Annotated in this window: 16 protein-coding genes and 1 pseudogene; 4 read left to right on the top strand and 13 right to left on the bottom strand. The window is 42.7% G+C overall.

Annotated features, from left to right (window positions below):
• Positions 1-42 precede the first annotated feature (42 nt).
• Entirely contained in the window at positions 43-3,738 is a 3,696-nt protein-coding gene (locus L0M14_RS03760; protein WP_235120912.1) for a carbohydrate-binding domain-containing protein, read from the bottom strand.
• A 478-nt stretch (positions 3,739-4,216) separates the two neighbouring features.
• Here L0M14_RS03760 and L0M14_RS03755 point away from each other — a divergent pair, with 478 nt between their 5' ends.
• Complete coding sequence (locus L0M14_RS03755) at positions 4,217-5,260, top strand: LacI family DNA-binding transcriptional regulator (RefSeq protein WP_235120911.1); 1,044 nt, start codon at positions 4,217-4,219, stop codon at positions 5,258-5,260.
• Positions 5,261-5,484: 224 nt separating this feature from the next.
• Here the strand turns inward: L0M14_RS03755 and ppnP are convergent, their stop codons facing one another.
• Positions 5,485-5,802: a pyrimidine/purine nucleoside phosphorylase gene (gene ppnP, locus L0M14_RS03750; protein WP_235120910.1), complete on the bottom strand. Its 318-nt coding sequence runs from the start codon at positions 5,800-5,802 to the stop codon at positions 5,485-5,487.
• Positions 5,803-6,035: 233 nt separating this feature from the next.
• On the bottom strand, positions 6,036-8,057 hold the full coding sequence (gene tkt, locus L0M14_RS03745) for a transketolase (RefSeq protein WP_235120909.1): 2,022 nt from the start codon (positions 8,055-8,057) through the stop codon (positions 6,036-6,038).
• A 274-nt stretch (positions 8,058-8,331) separates the two neighbouring features.
• Here tkt and L0M14_RS03740 point away from each other — a divergent pair, with 274 nt between their 5' ends.
• Both L0M14_RS03740 and L0M14_RS03735 read left to right on the top strand, forming a co-directional pair.
• Positions 8,332-9,633, top strand: coding sequence for a DUF1800 domain-containing protein (locus tag L0M14_RS03740; protein ID WP_235120908.1), 1,302 nt, complete (start codon positions 8,332-8,334; stop codon positions 9,631-9,633).
• 20 nt (positions 9,634-9,653) lie between these two features.
• Positions 9,654-10,883, top strand: a complete 1,230-nt coding sequence (locus L0M14_RS03735) for a DUF1501 domain-containing protein (protein WP_235120907.1) — start codon at positions 9,654-9,656, stop codon at positions 10,881-10,883.
• 228 nt (positions 10,884-11,111) lie between these two features.
• On the opposite strand, the gene purU is transcribed toward L0M14_RS03735, so the two are convergent.
• Both purU and L0M14_RS03725 read right to left on the bottom strand, forming a co-directional pair.
• Positions 11,112-12,011 carry a formyltetrahydrofolate deformylase gene (gene purU, locus L0M14_RS03730; protein ID WP_235120906.1) on the bottom strand — a complete coding sequence of 300 codons (900 nt, stop codon included), beginning with the start codon at positions 12,009-12,011 and terminating at the stop codon, positions 11,112-11,114.
• Between the two features lie 21 nt (positions 12,012-12,032).
• A complete protein-coding gene (locus L0M14_RS03725) occupies positions 12,033-13,160 on the bottom strand; it encodes a deoxyribonuclease IV (RefSeq protein WP_235120905.1) in 1,128 nt (375 codons plus the stop codon).
• A gap of 120 nt (positions 13,161-13,280) precedes the next feature.
• On the opposite strand from L0M14_RS03725, the gene L0M14_RS03720 reads away from it, so the two are divergent.
• A complete protein-coding gene (locus L0M14_RS03720) occupies positions 13,281-13,721 on the top strand; it encodes a DUF2621 domain-containing protein (RefSeq protein WP_235120904.1) in 441 nt (146 codons plus the stop codon).
• Between the two features lie 617 nt (positions 13,722-14,338).
• Here L0M14_RS03720 and L0M14_RS03715 read toward each other — a convergent pair.
• The 8 genes and pseudogenes from L0M14_RS03715 to L0M14_RS03680 all read right to left on the bottom strand — a co-directional run bounded on the left by L0M14_RS03715 (position 14,339) and on the right by L0M14_RS03680 (position 22,665).
• Positions 14,339-15,702 (bottom strand): annotated as a pseudogene (locus L0M14_RS03715) (sugar phosphate nucleotidyltransferase).
• On the bottom strand, positions 15,699-16,805 hold the full coding sequence (locus L0M14_RS03710; RefSeq protein WP_235120903.1) for a glycosyltransferase: 1,107 nt from the start codon (positions 16,803-16,805) through the stop codon (positions 15,699-15,701). The pseudogene L0M14_RS03715 and the gene L0M14_RS03710 overlap by 4 nt, the downstream one beginning before the upstream one ends.
• Before the next feature lie 16 nt (positions 16,806-16,821).
• Positions 16,822-18,159 (bottom strand): UDP-glucose dehydrogenase family protein, encoded by a 1,338-nt coding sequence (locus L0M14_RS03705; protein ID WP_235120902.1) that lies wholly within the window; start codon positions 18,157-18,159, stop codon positions 16,822-16,824.
• Positions 18,160-18,191: 32 nt separating this feature from the next.
• On the bottom strand, positions 18,192-18,782 hold the full coding sequence (locus L0M14_RS03700; protein WP_235120901.1) for a putative colanic acid biosynthesis acetyltransferase: 591 nt from the start codon (positions 18,780-18,782) through the stop codon (positions 18,192-18,194).
• Positions 18,783-18,804: 22 nt separating this feature from the next.
• A complete protein-coding gene (locus L0M14_RS03695) occupies positions 18,805-20,094 on the bottom strand; it encodes a glycosyltransferase WbuB (protein WP_235120900.1) in 1,290 nt (429 codons plus the stop codon).
• Positions 20,087-21,001 (bottom strand): glycosyltransferase, encoded by a 915-nt coding sequence (locus tag L0M14_RS03690; RefSeq protein ID WP_405031035.1) that lies wholly within the window; start codon positions 20,999-21,001, stop codon positions 20,087-20,089. The genes L0M14_RS03695 and L0M14_RS03690 overlap by 8 nt, the downstream gene beginning before the upstream one ends.
• A 40-nt stretch (positions 21,002-21,041) precedes the next feature.
• Positions 21,042-21,302, bottom strand: a complete 261-nt coding sequence (locus L0M14_RS03685) for a glycosyltransferase family protein (protein WP_235120898.1) — start codon at positions 21,300-21,302, stop codon at positions 21,042-21,044.
• A 13-nt stretch (positions 21,303-21,315) separates the two neighbouring features.
• Positions 21,316-22,665, bottom strand: coding sequence for a hypothetical protein (locus L0M14_RS03680; RefSeq protein WP_235120897.1), 1,350 nt, complete (start codon positions 22,663-22,665; stop codon positions 21,316-21,318).
• Positions 22,666-22,674: the final 9 nt, after the last annotated feature.

Genomic DNA, 22,674 nt, shown 5'->3' with positions numbered 1-22,674 from the left:
ATCTAAGAGCCTGCGGCTTTGATTCCGCAGGCTCTCTTAATTTTACTCAGCAATCAATCGAGCAAGCACTTCCGCACACTCTGCTCGAGTAGCGGTTCCTTGTGGTACGAACTGCCCCTCATCCCTGCCGTTCAGCAAGCCAAGTGCATGCGCCTCTTTCACAGAGCTCTGGGCCCAGTCGCTAATGCTGCTGCCGTCAGCAAATGGCTGCTCAGGCTTCGTCCCGTCGGAGGTGGCCACGCCCTTGGCTATCTGATAAGCGCGAACCAGCATGACGGCCATCTCTTCGCGTGTAATCGTCTCATTCGGAGCGAATTCCGATGAGGCGCGCCCCTCGACTATGCCCGCTTCGCTGGCAGCAGCGACCGGTTCGGCAAACCAATCGGCCGACTGTATGTCTGCAAATGCAGGAATGCGATTTGCTTTTAAGCCCATAGCACGGGCTATCATTGCGGTAAACTCAGCACGTGTCACTTCTTTGCTAGGAGCGTAGTCCGTATCATTTACCCCTTCGATGATATGCTTGGCAGCCAGCTTCTTGATAGCTTTTCCAGCCCAGAAGGATTCGCTGACATCGCTAAACGATTTGTCATAGCTTAGAACGGCATAGCTGCTGAAGTGATGAATAGCTGCCTCCATTTTGCCGTCAATCAGCTTACCGCCGACATATTCTAACTTACCATCCTCAGCGATGTAGTAAATGCCCAGCAGATCTTGATCCGCATGCTCATCGACTTGTAAGGCAATCGTGATAGGCTCATCGAATTGAGAAAGCGTAACTTCTTTCCCATCCTTATCTGTAATGGCAAGCGTGAAATTCCATACCTCACCTGCAGAAGCTACTTGCGCATGATTTTGGTGTGCAGCTTTGTCAAGCAGGGAAGCATGCTCCCCAGGGGAGGACGGTTCCATACCGAGAGTAATCGTAGCATCCTCGAGCTTGTCGGCTGTAACAAGGCTGCCAAGCTTTTGGAGAACGCTGCCCGGAATCTGAACTCGAATCTGGTCATTGCTCAGTTCTATCGTTTCCGTCTTATCAATATTTGCAGCCTTTGCAGGAAGGATGACTTTCGCGGTTCCTTTTGCTATGGCTACGGCAATCTTCCCTGCTTGGTCAGCTTGTGGCAGGTTCATGATCTCCGAGTTCTCTGTTGTGCCTGTGCTGGTACCACCGCCGCCTCCTCCAGTCGATTTCCGAACTGGTACAGCCGCTTTCTCAGCAGAATATACACTTTCGCCAACACTATTGGAGGCTGTTACTACATAATAGTAGGTGGATCCGTTTACAACATTGGTGTCTACGTAGGTTGTACTGCTTAAGTTTGTGCCTACAGCTGAATAAGGACCGCCCGATTCTCCGTAGCGCTTCACATGATAATACGTCGCTCCTGTTACTGTAGACCAATTCAGTGTTACTTGCCCGTTTCCGGCAGCTGCACTCAAATCTGCAGGCGCTGCAGGGACGCCCTCTTGTTCGGTATCATTCGTAAATCTGACATTGTCCAAAAACATGCTTCCTGCAAAATCGCTGCCCACATCCGCTACGATAATGGAGATATCCCGCATGAGCGTATCCGCTGCCAGCACTTTGCCATCCTTGATATGATCCAAATCAAAATAAGCATGATACCCATACAGCCCGTCGCTTGTCTTCTCCTGCTGAGATAAAGCCGCTAACGGAATATCAACATTCTCCGCAGCTTGCGCCCAGTAGCCCAGAGTCGGCGGCGCCAAGGCCAGGTTGATAGATAAAACTCCAGCACTTGCCCGTTCCGGCTTCAGATAAAAATCAAAGGCAAAGTACTTATTGTCACCTCGAGTGGCATTAATATTGCCTAACATAATACGAGGCGCCGATGCCCAGCCGTCTGTCGGCTTCACATCCGGGTATGCTGCATCCCAAGAAATCGCCTTCGATCCGTTGGCATCCTGAATGGTAAGAGCTGTCTTCACACCCGAGGCCGCGTCCCAATTCCAGCCTTGACGCGTACCGTCTTCAAAATTCGAAGGCAGCGCTGCGACTCCAATTGGCGCATGCTCCACTGGCTGCTCTGTCACCGTGCGGTTGCCTGTTATCGTAAGATTGTCTAATGCAATCTCCTCAGTCCCCGAAGCCCCTACAAATAAAATAAGGTTAGTCAGCTTACTATCCGCCGTATCCTTTGCAATCGAGTCAAAATTCGGAGAATCTGCTGTTGTGATCGTAAGCTTTGCTTTATACGTGCTGTCATCCTGCTGGACAAAATCAGCCGGCTGCACAGCTACCGCACGCAGCGGATTCGCCCAGCCGTGGGTCGAGCTCTGCGGTATAGCTGCAATCGATACCGTTGTCGGTGCTGCGGCGATCACGTCCATCGTCAGCTTCTCCGCTCCAAAAATGTCCGGCTGAGCGGACCAACCATCAACGGAAAGGCGTACATTCGCCCAGTAGTTGCCTTCAGATATATCGCTGCTGGCGCTCATACCGGTAAGCAGAAGCGCATTGCTGCTATTACTTAAAGTGACCGACTTGACCGGACTGTCGCTGTTCACTCCAAAGCCTTGTAAGGTCCCGTCATTAAAGTCCCAGAGCTTCGTCGTAAAGCTCGCCTTGGTTCGGTCGATAGGCTCATAGGGAATACCTTTAATTCTGGCTCGCACATATTCTCCCGATACCGTTAATTCTTCCGGAGCCCATACTTGATCTGCTCCCGGGTCTAGCTTAGTGCCCACGCTCTTCCCAAGCTCAAAGGGCAGGAAGGCCGCAGAGGTTTCGCTTTTGTTCGTCAAAGACCAGTTCGCCCAACTGATGTTGTTCGCATTCAAAAACTCAATCCAGTCATCAGCCTTATCGAGGAAAGGTCCGTTGTTACCGCTGGCCTCGCTCGTTCCCCATTCTGTCGCAAACAGTGCCACGCCATGCTCAAGTGCATACTTTGCATTACTCATCACGTTTGTTCTGTCGCTGGAATCTGCCGATGGCATATGCGTGCCGGTATAGAAATGCACCGTATACATCGTATTGTCATCCGCTATCGGATTGTCCGCAGCCAGATCAGCCCTTTGGCTCCAATTTGGACTTCCCACAATGACGATATTGGTGTTACCGTTATCGCGCAGCATATGAATGATGGGCTCCGCATACGACTTAACTGCAGCCCAGCCTGCTGCGTCATTGGTCACTCCTGGCGTATTTCCACCGTTTGGCTCATTGGCCAGCTCATACAGAATGTGTTTATCGTTCGGGTAAAGTGTAGAAATTTCCTGGAAAAAATCTTTCGCACCTTTGTAGGTCTCAGCATTCGGGTCCCCCGGATTATGGACGTGCCAATCGACAATAACATACATATCGTTAGCTATTGCATAATTAATTCCGTCGATGACCTTTTGCTTGATCTCAGGGTGAGTCGCATAGCCATCCTCGCCCACATACATAGCTAGGCGAATCAGATTTGCCCCCCAGTCATGCGACAATGCGGCAAATGCATTGTTATTGATGATTTCCGGGTACCACTGCAAGCCGTGCGTGCTCATCCCTCTTAATTGGATTGGGTTTCCTTGAGCGTCGCCGAGGGTCTTCCTCCCGTTATTCTCGATTAGCTGAAGCGCTCCACCAACCGAGGGCTTAACAGCGGGAGCAGCTTCCAAATGCTCATAATTGCCGGCCTCCGCACTCACTTTAACTGGTACAGACGAGACCAGCAAAATTACTATAGCTAGTAATGTAAAAAATTGTTTCATGCTTGCTTTCGTGTTCATCGATAGCCTCCTTAAGCATTTAGGTCGCTATAAAAATCTTAAGCGCATTTACTTGTAACGAAAACGTTTTCGTTTTAGCATACGAATAACCCATATATCATTGCTGTACTAGACTTATTAATCTGATCTTTAACTTTCATAAGCTTATGTGGAATGAACACGCGTTTATTCTTGGGTTGAATGGAACGAAGTTTTGTCGAGCTTGCTAAAAGATGACTGAATGCTTTTTCGATTACCGATTTACCAGCTTCTCTCTCTTGGCTGCCACGACATTATCACCTACTTTTCTTTAAAAGGATCTCAGAGACTTGGACCATATAAGCGCTTTCATATCTCTGCTGCATGATGAGACACTAGGTGTCTTCGCTGATATTTTTGATTATAGCATACTTTTTCCAAGATTCAACGAAAACGTTTTCCCTTTTAGAATCATTAATGTTGCCACATCCATTGCATCCTACTCACAAACAGGCTATCCTTGAAGAAACAACAAGAAAGAAATAAGGTGCCTCTCATGGTTCGAAATATTCGAGACATTGCAAGGTTTGCGGGAGTGTCCGTTGCCACTGTCTCTAAAGTCATAAATAATTATCCGAATGTAAGTTCAAAAACAAAAGAACGGGTCCTCCAGATTATTCGCGACGAGCAGTTTATTCCAAACTCTACAGCGCGCGGGCTGGTAAAGGGCCGTTCCAATACCATCGGCATGTTTCTTACTACGGGATTATCCCACCCGTTCCTTGTCAATGTCTTGGCTGGAATGGAATCCGTCCTCAAGGAAGTCGGATACGACATCATTTATTTAGCCAATTCTGAATGGAATTCGGATTATAGTCTTGTTCGCCACTGCATGAGCCGGAATGTTGAAGGAGTTCTCATCTTTGGCTTTCAACGCCATGATTTTAATTTTGATGAAATGCTTCAATCCGAAATCCCTTCCATGTTCATTGATATGGACGTTATTGGACCCCGGGCCGGATATGTGACATCGGATAACGTGGAGAGTATGAAGACTGCCGTTCGCTATTTGCAGCAATTGCAGCATCGGAAAATCGCTTTTGTTGCAGGTCAGCTGGATTCCTATGTAGGTAAGATTCGATTCGAGGGCTATCGACAGGCATTAATGGAAGCAGGCTTGCCTTATGTATCGGAGTATATTTCCATAGGCGACTTTACCAAGGAAAGCGGCTATAAAGCTATGAAATCCTTCATGGAGCTGGAGGTTCCCCCTACTGCGATCATATGCAGCTCGGACATGGGCGCTATCGGTGTGATCGAAGCTGCTGGGGAAGCAGGGATATCCGTTCCCGGCGATGTCTCGGTCGTAGGATTTGACGATATTGAGATGTCGAGACATATGTACCCGAAGCTGACCACAATTCGGCAGGATTTCATGACGATCGGCAGCCAATCCATCTTGCTTCTCAATAAGATGATTCATACACCTAATTTTCCTCCGCCTGCTCTCATCGTTCCTACAGAGCTTATTGTCCGGGATTCATGCGCGGTGTGTAAGGAATGAAAAAGGACCTCTACAAAGTAGAGCCAGACTGTTCATTACGAGCTTCAGTAGCTTTTCTCCAATCCGTGTGAGACATGTTGCTCTTTCCGTCGCTAGGAAATTACAAGGCGTCTCTACTTCGTAGGTAGGCAAATTGCGCAGCCCAGATAATTAAAAAACTCCCGCTTTCCCCTTGTCGTACCCTAAGGTACAGACAACAGGCTGCGGGAGTTTTTGTTCGTTCATTACTCGTTGATGTACGAGCAGATGTAATCACTAACCACGGATACTTCCAGCTTGAACTTGGAGTTCGCAGGAACCGTGAACTCGCCTTGTCCGCTGATGGAGATCCATTCGCTGCTGCCTGGCAGCAGCACTTTCAATTCACCGGATTGGATTTCCATAATTTCTTTGGCATCCGTTCCAAATTCGTATTCACCTGGCATCAGGATGCCAAGCGTTTTTTTGGTTCCGTCAGCAAATACGACGGTACGGCTTGTTACTTTGCCGTCAAAGTAAACATTGGCTTTGGTAAGCACGGTTACATTTTCAAAGCTGGACATGATCTACGTTTCCCCCTATGGTTAGTTGCATCCCGCGGCAAAGGCTCGTCTGGCGAACCGACTGTGCCGGTTCAGTGCTATGGCCAAGTCTGTGAGCAAGCAGCCGGAGAAGCCTGCCAAAGTAATCAAACCCTAGTCAAACAGCGGGTCGTGATCACTTGTCGGCAGGCAAAATCCCGACGTATGCTCAAACGCTGCCGCGAGATGCTATTATTTCATTTCATGAATACATATTAGGAAAGCAAAGCCTTCACGCGAGCTACCACATTTTCAACGGAGAAACCGTACTCTTTCAGGACGCGGTCTCCAGGAGCGGAAGCACCGAATGTGCTGATTCCCAGAATGGAGCCTTGATCGCCTACATACTTTTCCCATCCTAATGGATAAGCCATTTCTACAGCAAGACGTTTCTTCACTTCAGGTAGAATAACGGAATCCTTGTACGATTGCGGCTGCTTCTCGAACAGCTCCAAGCTTGGCATGCTGACAACGCGAACGTGGATGCCTTCTGCTTGAAGTTGTTTTTGAGCTGCTACAGCCAATTGAACTTCGGAGCCTGTCGCCAGGATCTGTGCATCCGGTTTGCCGTTAGCTGCATCGGAAATTACATATGCGCCTTTGTCGATGTTCGCTTTAGCAAGCTCTGCGGAACCTTCCAAGATTGGCAGATTTTGACGCGTCAGCACCAAGGCTACTGGACCTTCCTGTTGGGATAACGCATAGCGCCATGCTTGGGAAGTCTCGTTACCGTCAGCTGGACGCATTACAGTAACACCCGGGATAACGCGAAGAGCAGGAAGCTGCTCGATCGGTTCGTGAGTCGGACCGTCTTCACCAACAGCGATACTGTCGTGTGTCAGCACGTAAACAACCGGAAGCTTCATCAGTGCAGCAAGACGAATGGAAGCGCGCAGGTAATCGGAGAATACGAAGAAAGTCGCTCCGTATACTTTCAGACCGCCGTGAAGCGCCATACCGTTCAGAGCCGTACCCATACCGAACTCGCGTACACCGAACCACAGGTTGCGGCCCGCATAGTTAGCGGATGTGTAGTTGCTTTCGCCTTTGATCATGGTGTTGTTGGAGCTTGCAAGGTCGGCAGAACCGCCAATCAATTGCGGCAATTTGCCCGCAATGCCATTGATGGCATTACCGGAAGCTGCGCGTGTAGCCAATGGCTTGTCTTCTGTGGAATAGACAGGAAGTCCAGCGTCCCAGCCAGCAGGAAGCTCGCCGTTAACAGCCATATTGAATTGAGCCGCCAGCTCAGGGTGTGCGGATTTGTAAGCATCCATCAACTTGTTCCAAGCAGCTTCAGCGTTACCGCCGTTTTCTTTTACTTGTGCGTAGTGAGCTCTTACTTCATCCGGTACGAGGAAGTCAGGCTCTTCCGGCCAGCCGTAAGCTTGCTTGGTCAGCTTCGCTTCGTCCGTGCCAAGCGGTGAACCGTGAGGGCCTGCGTGTCCGCCTTTTCCGCCTTTGTTCGGGCTTCCGAAGCCAATTGTTGTACGAACTTCGATCAAAGTAGGTCGAGTTGGGTCCGCCTTCGCTTCTTCCAGAGCTTTGGAAATTGCAGCAAGGTCGTTCTCTTGCTCTACGCGCAGATACTGCCAGTTTGCAGATTCAAAGCGTTTTTGAATATTCTCGGAGAAAGCCATGTTCAGCTCGCCATCCAAGGAGATATCATTGGAATCATAAAGCATAATCAACTTGCCCAGCTTCAGGTGACCTGCCAAGGAAATCGCCTCGTAGGAAACGCCCTCCATCAAGTCGCCGTCGCCGCAAATTGCGTAGGTATAGTGATCAATTACATTGAAGCTATCTTTGTTGTAAGTTTCTCTAAGATGCGCTTCAGCCATTGCCATACCTACAGCCATACCTACACCTTGTCCAAGAGGACCGGTTGTTGCGTCTACACCTGCTGTGTGGCCGAACTCAGGGTGACCAGGCGTTTTACTTCCCCATTGACGGAAATTCTTGATTTCATCCAGGGAGAGATCATATCCGCAAAGGTGCAGCATGCTGTACAGCAGCATGGAGCCATGTCCTGCAGACAGGACAAAGCGGTCACGGTTTACCCATTTCGGGTTAGCCGGATTGTGCTTCATATGCTGTGTCCACAGCACATACGCCATGGGAGCTGCCCCCATTACGATACCTGGATGGCCGGATTTAGACTTTTCAATCGCGTCGATACCGAGAGTACGGATTGTATTCACCGCAAGCTGCTCGATCGTTTGATTCGTAGCTGTCATGAAACGTTCCTCCTATATATGTTCATTGGTTTTTGATTCTTTTACTTGTACATACAAGTTAATTTGCTCACTTGCATTATTGTACCATTTGCTTTGAGGCTTTGCCACATTAACGGATAAAATCTTAGCTTTTTGATAATAAATTACCAGACCTTATCTTTTCTTTTTTTTGATTTTTTGCGTTTTAGATTTTTTTCACCGTTAACGAAACAAAGCGTATCATAAGAACGTCTATAATAATATATATTTCTACATATTTCACGGAGGTGAAAAAGTGTCGCAAATTTGGACAGAACACGAAGTCATACATCTGCTTAATCGTGCGTCCTTTGGTGGGACTAAATTAGAAATAGATGCTTGTCTTAAACTAGGAAAGCTAGAAACTGTCAACCGTCTAATTACCGGACAACCATTAACAGATTATCCGCAATCAATGAAGGAGATGAATGATGTAATATGTGATGGTATTGCTTTAAATTCCAATCAACTAGGTGATCAACAGTTATATTGGTTTTATCGCATGATCAACACAAGCGCGCCGCTTATTGAGAAAATGACTCTATTTTGGCACAGTCATTTTGCCACATCAATTGGGAAAGTTCATTTACCCCCTTTAATGTTGAGGCAAAATGAACTTTTCCGAAGGTATGCTCTGGGATCTTTTAGAGACTTACTTAATGAAATAGGTACCGACCCAGCTATGATGATGTGGCTTGATGTTGGACAGAATCGAAAAGGCAGTCCCAATGAAAACTATGCGCGAGAGGTTATGGAACTATTTACTTTGGGAAGAGGCTGCTATAGCGAACAGGATGTTAAAGAAGCAGCCCGCTCCTTTACGGGCTGGAATTACGACCGTGTAAATGATCTGGTCGATTTGGATCCTGCACAACATGACTCAGGAATGAAGACCGTGCTTGGTAAAAGCGGCTTCTTGGATGCAGATGATATTATCAATATCCTAATAGGACAAGACGCATTATATTCATTCATAGCCAACAAATTACTTCAATACTTTGCTCTTCCCAACCCTCCTCAAACATGGGTTGCAGAAGTAGCCTCTCAACTAAAAAAATCCCAAAATATTGGAGATACCATTTCCACTATTTTTTTATCAGACAAATTCTACGAAGAACATGTTGTAATGTCCCTTATAAAGTCGCCAGTCGAATATATCGTTACTCTAAGCAGATTGCTTCCTTTGCCTTTCAACAGATACATAATTAATATTGCAAAAGCAATGGGACAAGAATTATATAATCCTCCTAATGTAGCCGGTTGGCAAGGTGATCAAGCTTGGCTATCCACAACTTATCTATTCTCTCGCTTTCAGTTTGTAGAATGGGCTGTTAAATATATCAGCATCTCATGGCTGCAGCCATTTTCTGAAACTGAAAAGATGCCAACTTTAGACAGAATTAAATTCATGGGAAGGCAGTTAAGCATTCCTGTTCTAAGTCCCGCTACATTATATGGGTTAACCAATTTCGCAAGTACAAGTCGACTACATACAAAAGATGAAGTATGCCCATTCATACATCTCATGCTCATGTGTCCAGAAGCTCAACTGAAATAATGAGGAAGGAGGATTAGTTCATGAATTTGACTAGGAGAGATTTCTTAATAAAAAGTTCTCAGCTAATTGCCACAATTAGCTTAGGCGGTTTCTCTAGAATCGGACAAGCAGTTTACGCCAATAATGATGCTGCGACTTTACCAGTAAAATCACCCACTCTTGTAGTCGTTCAACTATCTGGCGGTAATGATGGATTAAACACAGTTATTCCCTATACAAACGGCCGATATTATGACGCCAGACCGACTCTCAGATACAAGCAAGAGGAAGTACTTCCTCTCAACAATCAAATAGGATTACATCCTTGTTTAAGAAATTTACAATTTATGTTCCAAGATGGAAAACTCGCTATTGTTCAGGGTGTTGGGTATCCAAAACCAGATCTCTCTCACTTCCGCTCCATGGAAATCTGGCAAACAGGTGTACCTGAATCAATTGCAACAACGGGATGGTTAGGAAGGTATATAACATCGTCCTCCGCGGATCACCACCTTCCAGCTATCCAAATAGGCGCTGGTACCGTGAATAAAGCTTTCATATCTCCCGGTTCGGATGTTCCGGTTGTTCAATCTTTAGAAACATTTCGAGCATTTACTTCAAGCACACCTGATGCTTATCAAAAAAATCTAATAAAATCAGCTCTAAACATCTATCAAACTCATTCTCAGAATGATTATCTACAAGTCGTAAGCCAAAGAGGGCTCTCGGCATTTAACAACCTTGAAGCAATCAAATCCATCGTCAGCTCTTATGTAAAAAAAGCCGATTATCCAAACACACAGTTTTCTCAGGATCTACAGCTTACTGCAAAACTAATAAGCGGAAAAGCGGGAACCCAGATTTACTATTTGCAACTAGGTGGTTTTGACGATCATGTTCAAGAAAAGCAACAACACAAAGAAACATTAAAAACATTAGACGATGGTCTTGGAGCGTTCTTTAAGGATCTTAAGGAAAACGGAACACACAATGATGTAATCATTATGGTTTTTTCCGAGTTTGGTCGCCGATTAAGGGAGAATAGCAGCGGCGGCACCGATCACGGCACTGCCGCACCTGTATTCATAATAGGTGAAAGAGTGAAAGGAGGGCTTTACGGTTCACACCCCAATCTCACCACTCTTATTAATGGTGATCTTAAATGCGAAGTCGATTTCCGTTCAATATATCATACAATAATTGATAAATGGTTACATGGCGATGCCACTAATACCCTTGGGGGAACATTTGAAAATTTACCATTTATATAAAGTAAACAGGGTGTAAAAAGTAAGTTGATCTGGATTACTATATTTACACAAAAAAAATATTATAAGACAAATGGGCATCAGCACTATATTGCTTCTCTATGGTGAAAGAAGTCATATAGTGCTGATGCCCATTTAAAACTTAGTTTATAAGACGTATATATGTCTAGACAACCTTTTGTATGTGTACGGACTGATTATATGTGCCAATTTAGTACAACATTCATTTTATTAATTAAATACAACTGTTTTATTGTTATGAACAATGATTCGATCCTCGACATGCCAAGAAACTGCCCTAGCCAGAACGATCCGTTCGATATGCCGCCCAATTCGCTTTAAATCCTCTACGTTATCACGGTGACTTACCCGCTGTACATCCTGTTCGATAATTGGTCCGCCATCCAGCTCTTCTGTCACATAGTGCGCTGTTGCGCCAATGATTTTCACACCGCGATTATGCGCTTGAGCATAAGGCTTGCCTCCTACGAAAGCAGGAAGGAACGAATGGTGAATGTTAATGATGCGATTTGCAAAATGCTCGATAAACGCAGGTGAAACGATCTGCATATATCTAGCCAAAATGATAGCATCCACATTGTCACCAACAACTTCAAGCTGACGTTGCTCGGCATCTTTTTTCGTATCGGCAGTTACCGGGATATAATGATACGGGATTCCAAACGGTTCTACGAGCGATCTCATATCGTGATGGTTACTGATTACCATAGCGATATCCGCATTCAAATCACCAGCTCTCCAATGCCATAGCAATTCGAGTAAACAGTGATCCTCCTTGGACACAAAGATGGCAATGCGCTTCTTCTGCGCGGCGAGCGATAAACTCCAGTCCAAACGGAAATGATCAGCCACTTTTGAAAAATCATGTTTTAACTGCTCAACCCGAGCACTTAAATCAGGTAAATCAAACTCAATTCTGATGAAGAACATTCCGCCTTCCGGATCCATCGTGTATTGATCTGATTGTACAATATTTGCTCCGTATTCAAATAAGAACTGAGACACCGCTGCTACGATTCCCGGCTGGTCAGGACAAGAAATTAGCATCCTAGCGCGATTGATTGTGGTGTCCCCTCCTCTTAAAGGAGCCGTATTACTCGCTTGATTCATGATGTTCCTCCTGCTATTATGTTAGTCGTTCTTGAGTGCTTCTTGGCCTGCAAACCACACGGTTAAGCGATGATTAATCTGTTCCTCGGTTAATTCGGGCAGCAAACGTTCTTCGTGAATGATATCGTATAAACGTTCCATAGGTTCACGACCATCCGCTTTCTTTGCCTTCGCATCGCTTTTTAACAAATCCCAAGTATTCAAAACAAAGTCACGATAATGAATGTCTTTCTTCGTAAGCAAGTGATCGATACGTTCCACATGATCAAGGAAATCTCCACCAAAGCGTTCACTCAGATTTCCCGATAAAAGTGCTATCTCTGCTTCATACATAGGGCGCTGAGACTTATCCTCTTTCCCGATCCATGGAGTCTCGAGGATCATCGGCAGATGCTGCAGCTTCTCATGCCGTGCAACATTATTCATTGCTTGAAAGCCGATCCATCCTGAACCTACAGGGGCATGTCGGTCTTTACTGGCTCCTCGCGCATTCTTACTATCGTTCAAGTGAATGACGCCTAATTTGCTCAAACCAACCACACGATCAAAATGATCCAGTACACCATCCAGGTCATTAACAATATCATATCCTGCATCATGTATATGACAAGTATCCATACATACTGTCAATTTGTGATTATCCGCAACTTTGTCCATGATCGCAGCGATTTCTTCAAAACTTCTTCCGATTTCTGTACCCTTGCCCGCCATCGTTTCCAGAGCAATATTCACCTGTGTGTCTTTTACTCCAGCCAATACTTCATTAAGTCCATCAGCGATACGAGCAATACCGTATTCGGCATCTTTATCCGTATAAGCTCCCGGATGTAAGACAATATTCCGAACTCCAAGATAATCGGTGCGTCGAATTTCCTCTTGTAGGAAACGGACAGCCAACTTGAAAGTGTCTTCTTTATAGGAACCAAGATTAATGATATATGGGGCATGCACGACAATTTCATGAATGCCATGCTTATCCATCAAAGCTTTGCCTTCTTCAATAAACTGTGTTTCTATCGGCTTTCGACGGGTATTTTGCGGTGCACCTGTGTATATCATAAATGTGGAAGAACCATAAGAAATTGCTTCCTCAGCAGCATTTAATAATCCTTTATCGGAAAAAGAGACGTGTGATCCAATTTTGGGCATGATCGTTAACTCCTTTATATAGGTTTACTACTCCCTTATTTTACTCGCTCTGTCGCAAGAAATCTATAAATGAGGTATAATTCATACATAAACTATAATGTTATTTGAGGTGACAAATATATGAATGGTGATTTTTTTATGTGGTTTATTATCTTCTGGGTGTTTATCCTGCTCTTCTTTATGTCGGTTGGTGGTTACTTCATGTTCCGCAAGTTCTTAAAAGTATTGCCCAAAGAAGATGGAAAATCAAAACTGGATTGGCAGAATTATTACGTCGACAATTCCAGACATCTATGGACAGATGACTCCAAAAGATTCCTGGATCAGTTGGTATCTCCTGTGCCAACTCCATTTAGAGACATTGCCAAGCATTCCATTGCCGCAAAAATCGGCGAAGTCGCTTTGGAAGAGGGGGCATCCAAAGTTACTAGAGATCACTGCATAAAAGGGTATATTCTAGCTACTCCGAAGCGAGACTACAAAAGTTTGACAAGCTTTCTTGAGAAGCAGCAAATTGATTATAGTTCTCATAAGCATCTACTGGAAAGAGCAGGCTATTGAAATTAGTGCCTGCTCTTTTTTTGCACGAGAAATAGATACAGGACCTGACAGAAAGATGGAACAATATCAGCTGTACAAGCACCTTGTACGCTTTTTTCCTTACCTGCAACAAAAACAAACGACACAGGACTTAATCCCATGCCGTTTTGGATTTACTTTTATTACAGGTCAGGTCTTTGGGTTTAACTTAATGACATTGATTCATACAGTGGCCTTTTTGCTACAAAAAATATCTATGCTGTAAAAACAATTGGCGTAGGGAAATTGAAGCTCTTATCCATCTGGCTTATCATTCCCAGTTGAAGATCAGGAAATACACCACAAGCACATTCTTTACAATGCCCCAATGGTATAGTATTTCTATAAAAGCCTGTCTTAAAAACGGTCTCCGCGCTATTTTTCTTCATTATATTATTACAACTAACGCAAAACACTAGTTCTGAATTACTCACAAATCACCAACCCCCCCAAAGTAACTTCTTTGTCGTAAAGTGTTACAATATGTATATTGCTATCATTATATGATACGTTATGTAACAAATCAATACATTTAAAAAAAAATAAAAAAAACCCTGAAATTGTCCATTGGACAACTCCAGGGTTATATTATTCTTGCATTAAATTACACATTGAGCAATCTCATGCCAATCCATATACAATCGAATATTATCCTCCTCGACCAGTTCACTTCCGTTTGCACTTCAATGAATTCTAGGTCAGTAATGGCCTTAATACTATGGCGGGAACGAATTGGAATTTGAATGACATCACCCGATTTTACATGAATAAGCTTTTCATTCAGGACTAGTTCACCTTCCCCGGAAATAATCGTCCAAGTCTCACTTCTTTTATGATGAAGCTGATAGCTAGAATTCTTATCTTTAAGAATGCAAATTCTTTTTGTTAGAACATAATTTTCGTCTGATAGTTTGCTATAATCTAAAACCTTGTACCAACCCCAACGTCTTTCTTCGTACATCGGTCTTTGGTCTATATTCTTCATAATATCCTTAATTCGTGGGCTAGCTGTTTTATCAGAAACTAAGATTCCATCAGGGCTTGTTGCCACTACTATGTCTGACAGACCAATAACAGTAACGGGTATCTCCAATTCGTTCACTACATGAGTGTTCAAAGAATCACTACTAATAATCCCGTTACCTATTACATTTGAACCAACTTGTTCAGTCAGAGTATTCCAGGTTCCCAAATCCTTCCAATAACCATCATATGAAGTGACAACAACATGGTTCGCTTTTTCCACCACTTCATAATCAAAGCTAATTTTATTTAAACGTCCATAATTTTTAGACAACTCATCATAATGAATAGGCAGACCCTTCTCAATTAAAAGGTTAATAAGATAATTTAATTTAAAAGCAAAAACCCCACAATTCCATAACGCTCCCTGGTTGATCAGAGTTTTCGCTTGGTCTTCATGGGGTTTTTCAGTAAAATGACTAACTTTATTATACAATCTGCTCGAATCAAACGTTTCAGGCACAATATAACCATATTTCTCCGAAGGATATGTTGGTTTCACACCAATTAGTGCCAAATCAGCTTCAGATTCTTCAATAATTTGTTTAAGTTCTTTAATTTTCCCAAAAAATTCATTTTCCACAAAAGGATCAACCGGCAGTACTGTAACCACTTCATTCAAAGATACCCCTGCAATAGAATACAAGTACACAGCTGCTAGAGCAATCGCCGGGAACGTATCTCTTCTTTCAGGTTCAACAATGATTGGTGCATTGGAACCCAGCTGACTGTATATCATGTCCAATTGTCCCTTACCTGTTGCTACATAAGTGGATTTTTCCAAACCAACCTTGCCAATTTGCCTCCATACTCGTTGGACCATAGATTCCATCTCTTTGTGTTCATTTTCTAGTACTTTCAAAAATTGTTTGGAACGCGAGTCGTTCGACAGCGGCCACAAACGCTTTCCCGATCCTCCAGACAATAATACAACTTTCATAATTTATGCCTCCTATGTTTCATTTCTATAATTTCATTAATGCGTTGTACAATACTTTGTTTATCATTTAGTGCTGTGTGATCACGATTGTACTTATTTATTATTTGATTGATCTGATCTTTAGTTAAGGATTCCACCCGCAAATCATCCCAGTCCTTTAAAGAGCATAAACGCTTATGCTTCAGGTAACGAATGGTGTTTTTATCTTCATTCATATCGTTTCTTTTAAGAATCAAGAGGGGTCTGTTTGCTAGTACCGCTTCGCTAGCTGTACCCCAGCCAGCCTTCGTAATAATTAAATCGCATGCCGCGACATAGTTCTGTGATTCTAAATAATGATGGGGAATCACTGTAACATTCGGATGATTGAAACCATGACTGCTAGAAACAATAAATGCAACCTCGGTGCTGTCCCAGATTTTCCACGAAGATATAATATTCATATTAACTTTCATACCGAGACCTACATACACAAGCATTTTCGATTGCTCTATATTTGCCTCATCTCTGATCCTTGCTACTTCCCCCATATCCAACTCCCTGCTGACCAACTGAAATGAATCATTAGAGAGTCTTCCCCATAATGGTTCGTTCGCACCGCCAAATGCTAGATAATGATCCATTTTGCTGTAAGCATTCTTTAAAAATACAAGTTCATATTCCGTTAGCCAGTTACGGTACGCCGTGTACCACGTAAAGTTCGATAAACCGACCGAAGGAATCCCTAAAGAACTTGCACTAATAAATGGAATTGGGGCAATATCTGAGATGACCAGCTCCACCTTTAATTCTAAAAGAAAGTCAACTTCTTTCTGCACTCTTTCATCGACCGATTCTATATATAACCGATACTCTTCCTTCAACTTAGTTATATCCGGTTCTAGTGAGCCTTGTTGTAAAAAGTATCCTATATCATTATTAACGTTGCGGTATTGTACCTGACTATATGGAGCCATCGACTGCTTAATAAAATCCATCGAAAATGAAGTACAAACTATTACACGCAAGTCAGGTCGAATTACGATTAACTCACGAATAATCGCTATGCACCTCGTAGCATGTCCATAACCATAATCAGATATATAATAAGCAATAGTCTGCACCTGACACTCCTCAGAATTAATTGACTCTTTCCAATTCTTCAGCATTCTTTAAACGATTGAAGTGAGGACGTCCGATCGAATAATACTGAAATTTTGAATTGACGAGTTTGTTTTCATCGAAAACGTTTCTTCCATCAATCAATACCGGCGTTCTTACGACTTTGCCAAGTTCTTGCAAATCGATGTTGCTAAACTCATCCCACTCTGTTAACAAACAAATTGCATCAGAACCAGCGGCTGCTTCCATCGCATTATTGCAATACTCCAGTCCAACGATACCCGAGAAAACTCTGAATTTTTCCATTGCAATTGGATCATAGACTTTAAGTTTAGCACCCAGCTTCACCAAAGTTTCTACTATCTCAATGGAAGGTGCCTCTCGAACATCATCCGTATTAGGTTTAAAAGCCAGCCCCCAGATGGTGATCGTTTTATCTTTAAGATCTCTGTAAACATCCATTAATTTATTCGTTACGTTGAACCGTTGATCTTTGTTCACCTCAACTACTGCTCTGAGTAATTTAAAATTGTATTCTACATTCCCAGCAATTTGAATCAGAGCGTCCGTATCTTTAGGGAAACAGGATCCTCCATAGCCGATGCCAGCAGATAGAAATGATGGCCCGATTCTACGATCCTGCCCCATACCTTTGGCCACCATAGTGACATCCGCGCCTACCTTCTCGCATATATTCGCAACTTCATTAATGAAGGATATCTTCGTAGCTAAGAAAGCATTTGATGCGTACTTAATCATTTCCGCGCTTCGAACATCAGTAACGATAATATTTTCAGTAAGAGGTTTATGTAAATCACAAATCTGTTGTTCCGCTCTCTTGTTATTCACACCGATTACGATGCGATCCGGATGAAACGTATCTTTTACAGCAGAACCCTCTCTTAAAAATTCAGGTACTGAAACTACGTCAAAATTATGAGCGGTCAACTCACTCATAATGCTTGCTATATGTTCGTTAGTTCCTACAGGCACTGTGCTTTTAGTCATAATAATTTTATATCCGTTCAAAGCAACTGCAACTTCTCGAACAGCTTGTTCGATATATTGTAAATTCGCTTCTCCATTTGGCAGCGAAGGAGTTCCTACGGCAATAATAATGATCTCTGCACTTTTTACTGATTTAGACAAATCACTCGTAAATGATAGTCTGTTCTCCGAGACATTATGTTCAATCAAGTCTTTCAGACCTGGCTCAAAAATGGGAACTTCTCCTCTAAGCAGCATATCAATTTTGGATTTATCCTTGTCCACACAAGTAACTTCATTGCCAAGATTGGAAAAACAAACACCTGATACCAGACCGACATACCCAGTTCCTATTACAGTTATTCTCATAACTACTCCTCCTATTTCTTTGCATATTCTATTTATACTGCTTGTGCTTGTGTTGAGCTGCTTTCAGCCATTTCAAAACGATGTTTTAGAAATTTTGCAGGGCTTCCACCATGCACTTCATTAGTGGGAATATCTTTCATAATGGTACTTCTGGCCGCAGCTACGGCCATCTCACCTACGGTTACACCTGGGTAGACAAACACATCGCTTGCAATCCAAACTCCATCATGTACGCATATCGGCTTCGTAATTAAGCCGAATTGAGGATCTTGTATATCGTGGCTTCCCGTGCACAAATAAGCATGCTGTGAGATAACGCAGTGTTTCCCGATTGTAATAAAATCCAAACTATAGAACTCTGCGTGGTCCCCCACCCATGAATGATCTCCGATTGTAACTTTCCACGGGTAAGTGAATCGGGCACTCGAACGTATTTGGACGTTTTTCCCAATATTTGCACCGAATAGTCTGAGTAAAAACCTTCTCCAGGCATACATATTGTGAATAGAAAATCTGAAAATGCTTCCTTGAACTAACCACCAAAGCAGGACGATAACCCCACTTCTCCCTCTTGAATACCAGTCCTGATTATATTGATCTAACCTAATTTTGTTTTTCACCATTGGTACCCCTACTTATCATCATTCAGGAATGCCCCTGTGCTTTTACACCATTGTTCGTAACTGGTGTGAAACCAATAAAGCTTTTGTAGTCTTTTACAAAGTCTTTCATTATGTTTTCAATGCTCAGACAGTTCACAGCATAATCTCTGGCATTTTCCCCATAAGTTTGACGACCCACTTTATCGTCCGACAGATTCAAAATGGCATTTGCCAGACTTGATACATCTTCAGCAGGAACCACTAGCCCTGCATTAGCTTGTGTAATAACCGAATGAACTGCTGTGTTCGCATCCGCTGTAGCAATGATGGAACGTCCACTTGCAAGCATGCCGGTTAACTTGGATGGCATAACCAGATCCGAAGCACTTTTCTTTTGAATCAATGCGTGAGTATCCGCTGTGTTCAGCAGTTCATTTAACATATCCTTAGGTTGAAGTGGCAGAAAATAGACATGTTCCAGACGATACTGCTCCGCCATTTTCACAAGTCTAGTCTTAGAAGCACCGTCACCACACATGATAAACTTGATGTTTGGACGCTCCTTCAATAAGTTCGCGGCTTCCAGCAGATATTCCAACCCCTGCTTTTCCCCCATGTTTCCGGAATATAGGACTACGAAATCATATTCTTTAATTCCTAATTGGTTCCTATAACCTTGCGGTATCTCTTTCATAGGAAAAATATCCGATACAACGACCCAATTGGGAAACAGACGTATCATATCCCTTGAAATCCCTTTGTTAGCTATCCGATCATTCATAGACTCCGAAATTGACGACACAATAGTAAACTTTTTCATCATCCAACGTTCAATGTTACGGACAATGGAGCTAACCGCCTCTTTGTTCGGAAGAATCCCTAAATCGAAAGCTGCGTCTACCTCTAAATCCTGTACATGGAGCCATGACTTAACATTGAATATTTTTGAAAATAAAAGAGCCATTGGCGATATGGCCAATGGCGGTTCGATTACTAATATTAGATGTGGCTTCCAAAACATTTGTTTGATCACCACAGGAATGCTAGAAAGCGCAAACGAAGCAAGATGCAGCAAGCGCTTTAAGCCAGAAGGGCTTCGTGGAATCCACAGGGGACATCTAAAAACCTGTGCTCCACCAACATTCTCCTTGATATACTTAAATGCCGAATATCCTTGTCTAACTTTCCACTCCGGATAGTAAGGTGGAGCAGTTATTACCCTAACCTCATATCCATTCTTGGTTAGCCATTCTACCATTTCAGCATTATATTTACCGATTCCCGTTAATTCGGGAGCATAATTAATGCTGTACAATAATATTTTGTTAGACACTAGCATCCCCTCTAACCTTAAAGGATTGCGGTCTTCTTTCCCTAGTTCGAAGTATGTTCGTATACTCCCTTTCCAAAGCCATCCCGATCTTATCCCATTGGTAATAATCCCTTACCATATGTTGAGCATTATTGCCGATAATACTTCTTAATTCTTCATTTGCCAAAAGTGCATTAATTTCCTTAGCGAATTGTACATGATCACACGACGAGACCTTACCTGCCCGATTCGATTCAACTTCTCTCCAGATATTAATTTTATCCGAGATAACAACAGGCACACCACAAGCCATCGCTTCAACAACTGCAATACCGAAGTTCTCAGAATATGATGGCAATGCAAACACATCTGCATCTCTTAATACCGCCAGTTTATCCTCACCTGTTAACATACCTGTAAAAATAACTTTATCGGTGAGATTTCGCTCTCCGATCCATTCTCTTACTTTATCCCCAAAGCCTTCATTATCTGGACCGGTGATAACTAGAACTGCATCCTGATGTTGTTGTTGTACAAGATCGAAAGCCCCAATCAGGATGTCGAGACCTTTTTTAAAGTTAATTCGACTAAAAAATAAAATAATTTTCTTACCATTTAATTCAGGATATTTCTTACGAAACGTCCCGTTTTTAGGTAAGTGATCATACTCACTTACGTTTAGTCCGTTAGGCACTACAAAGCCGGGAGCATTGAATGTCACGGGTTCTGCAAGCGTCATTTCTTCTGCAGCCGTATAATGCAGAGCTGCTGCTTCTTTTATATTTTTGTTTTCAAACAAAAGTTCCATTACCATTTTTCTCAGGCGATGCCGTTTGTACATAAAGGGATCTAATGTTCCATGAGGACGGACAATGTAGGGAACTCCATGTTTCCGGCAATAATGTCCTGTCACTAGACTATGGAACAAATATAAGGAATGAGAATGAACGATATCAAATTTCGGTATATCATTTTTTAAGTGCGTTCGCAAGTGGCAATGAAGTATGCCAAAACCTTGGTTGCTGGACAGGAAAATATTTAATTTCTACGCCATTTTTCATCACAGGAGTATCCAAAGGCACATCCAGATGACTGTTTCCGTCAATATTAGTCGTGTAAATGCTAACCTCATGACCTAGTCTGACTAAAGCACTAGCCATCTCTATTCCAGCTTTGACTGGTCCGCCATACCTCGGGGCCAGATGGGGTAAAACATGTAGAATTCTCATGAAACTCCTCTTCCTATAATTGATTTAGAGTGCCTATAGGGGGTGTTCTTAATGAATTAGAACGACCATCAACAGTATCTTGTTCATTTTTCTCAGACAAGGAGGATTTCCATTGAAGTAAGAAATACGCGACACTGAAAAGAATTAAAAAAGCATATTGCTCGAGTATATTCGTTGCAAAGCATAAAACCACGCCTACAATTACTAATACAACGGTATCTGTCGCGGATATTTTGGAATTCCTTATTTGCAGCAGAACCCAGCCTGCCACTAAAATGATTGCTATAAGCAGAGCTACGAAACCATATTGAACAATAATTGCGTTAATAGTACCGTCAACAATCTCAGTTTTTAAATCCAAATTATATTGTTTGTTTAACAAGACGCTAGTATTTGTTCCGTAACCGATACCCCTTCCGAATAAGACATTAAATGTAGGGTTATTTTCAATAAAATCTTGTATCACCTTAATTCTGCCATCCTCGAGTTGAACTTGAAGAATATCACCACGTTGAGCAACTTTTGTTACAATTTGTATCAAATAAGGTGCAGCAACGCTAGAGAAAAATAACATACTGATTAGTAAAAAGTTTAACTTATTCGATTTATCATTCTCTATTAAATGTTTAACAAGACAAGCTGCCATGATTAAAACACATGCTATGAGTGCAGCACGTGTTCCGGAAATACCTGCAACTACGAAGCAACAAAGCTGTAATATGTTCAAATACTTCAATTTAAGCTCAGCGAATTTCTTGCTTCTGAGAACATAAAAAACGCTGGCGCTTCCAACTGCAAAATATCCGGCCAATGAAATACCGCCGAAAGTACCTAATAGCCTCAGTGAAAATGGATTGGTAGCTCCATACACTTTCATATAAACCATATACTGAGCGACAATTACTATGAGCTCAATAAATAATAATCCAACTAATACATGAAAAATAGACTTAATAAATTTTAATTCACGAAAGGTTTCTGTTAACTTTACGCATGCTAAAGCCAATATTAAAGGGCGAATCCCTGCCACTAGCTGCGGAACATTCATACCTTTCATCTCGATAACCAAGACTGAACCACCATAAATAATGATGAATAATACGGAGTAGTATAGTAGTGCATTTTTCATAAATGCCTGTTTGCTTCTGATTCCAATATCTTTTATAAAAGATAGCAGCAGCAGCAATATGAGCAAATAATCCTTTAAAAACCGTAAACTAATTCCAAACAATGGCTTGTTGATCCCAAATTTGTAGTATGATACTTTGCCATATACAATATCATTGAGTGCTTCAGGCAAATATGGCAACACGGAAAATATAATAAACAAAATAACTATACTTTTTATTAACCTATCCAACATTGTCACCTT

It is taken from the genome of Paenibacillus hexagrammi, assembly GCF_021513275.1.
GTDB lineage: Bacteria > Bacillota > Bacilli > Paenibacillales > NBRC-103111 > Paenibacillus_E > Paenibacillus_E hexagrammi.
The sequence above is the reverse complement of the archived record's forward strand: the minus strand, read 5'-3'. Positions and strand labels throughout refer to the sequence as shown.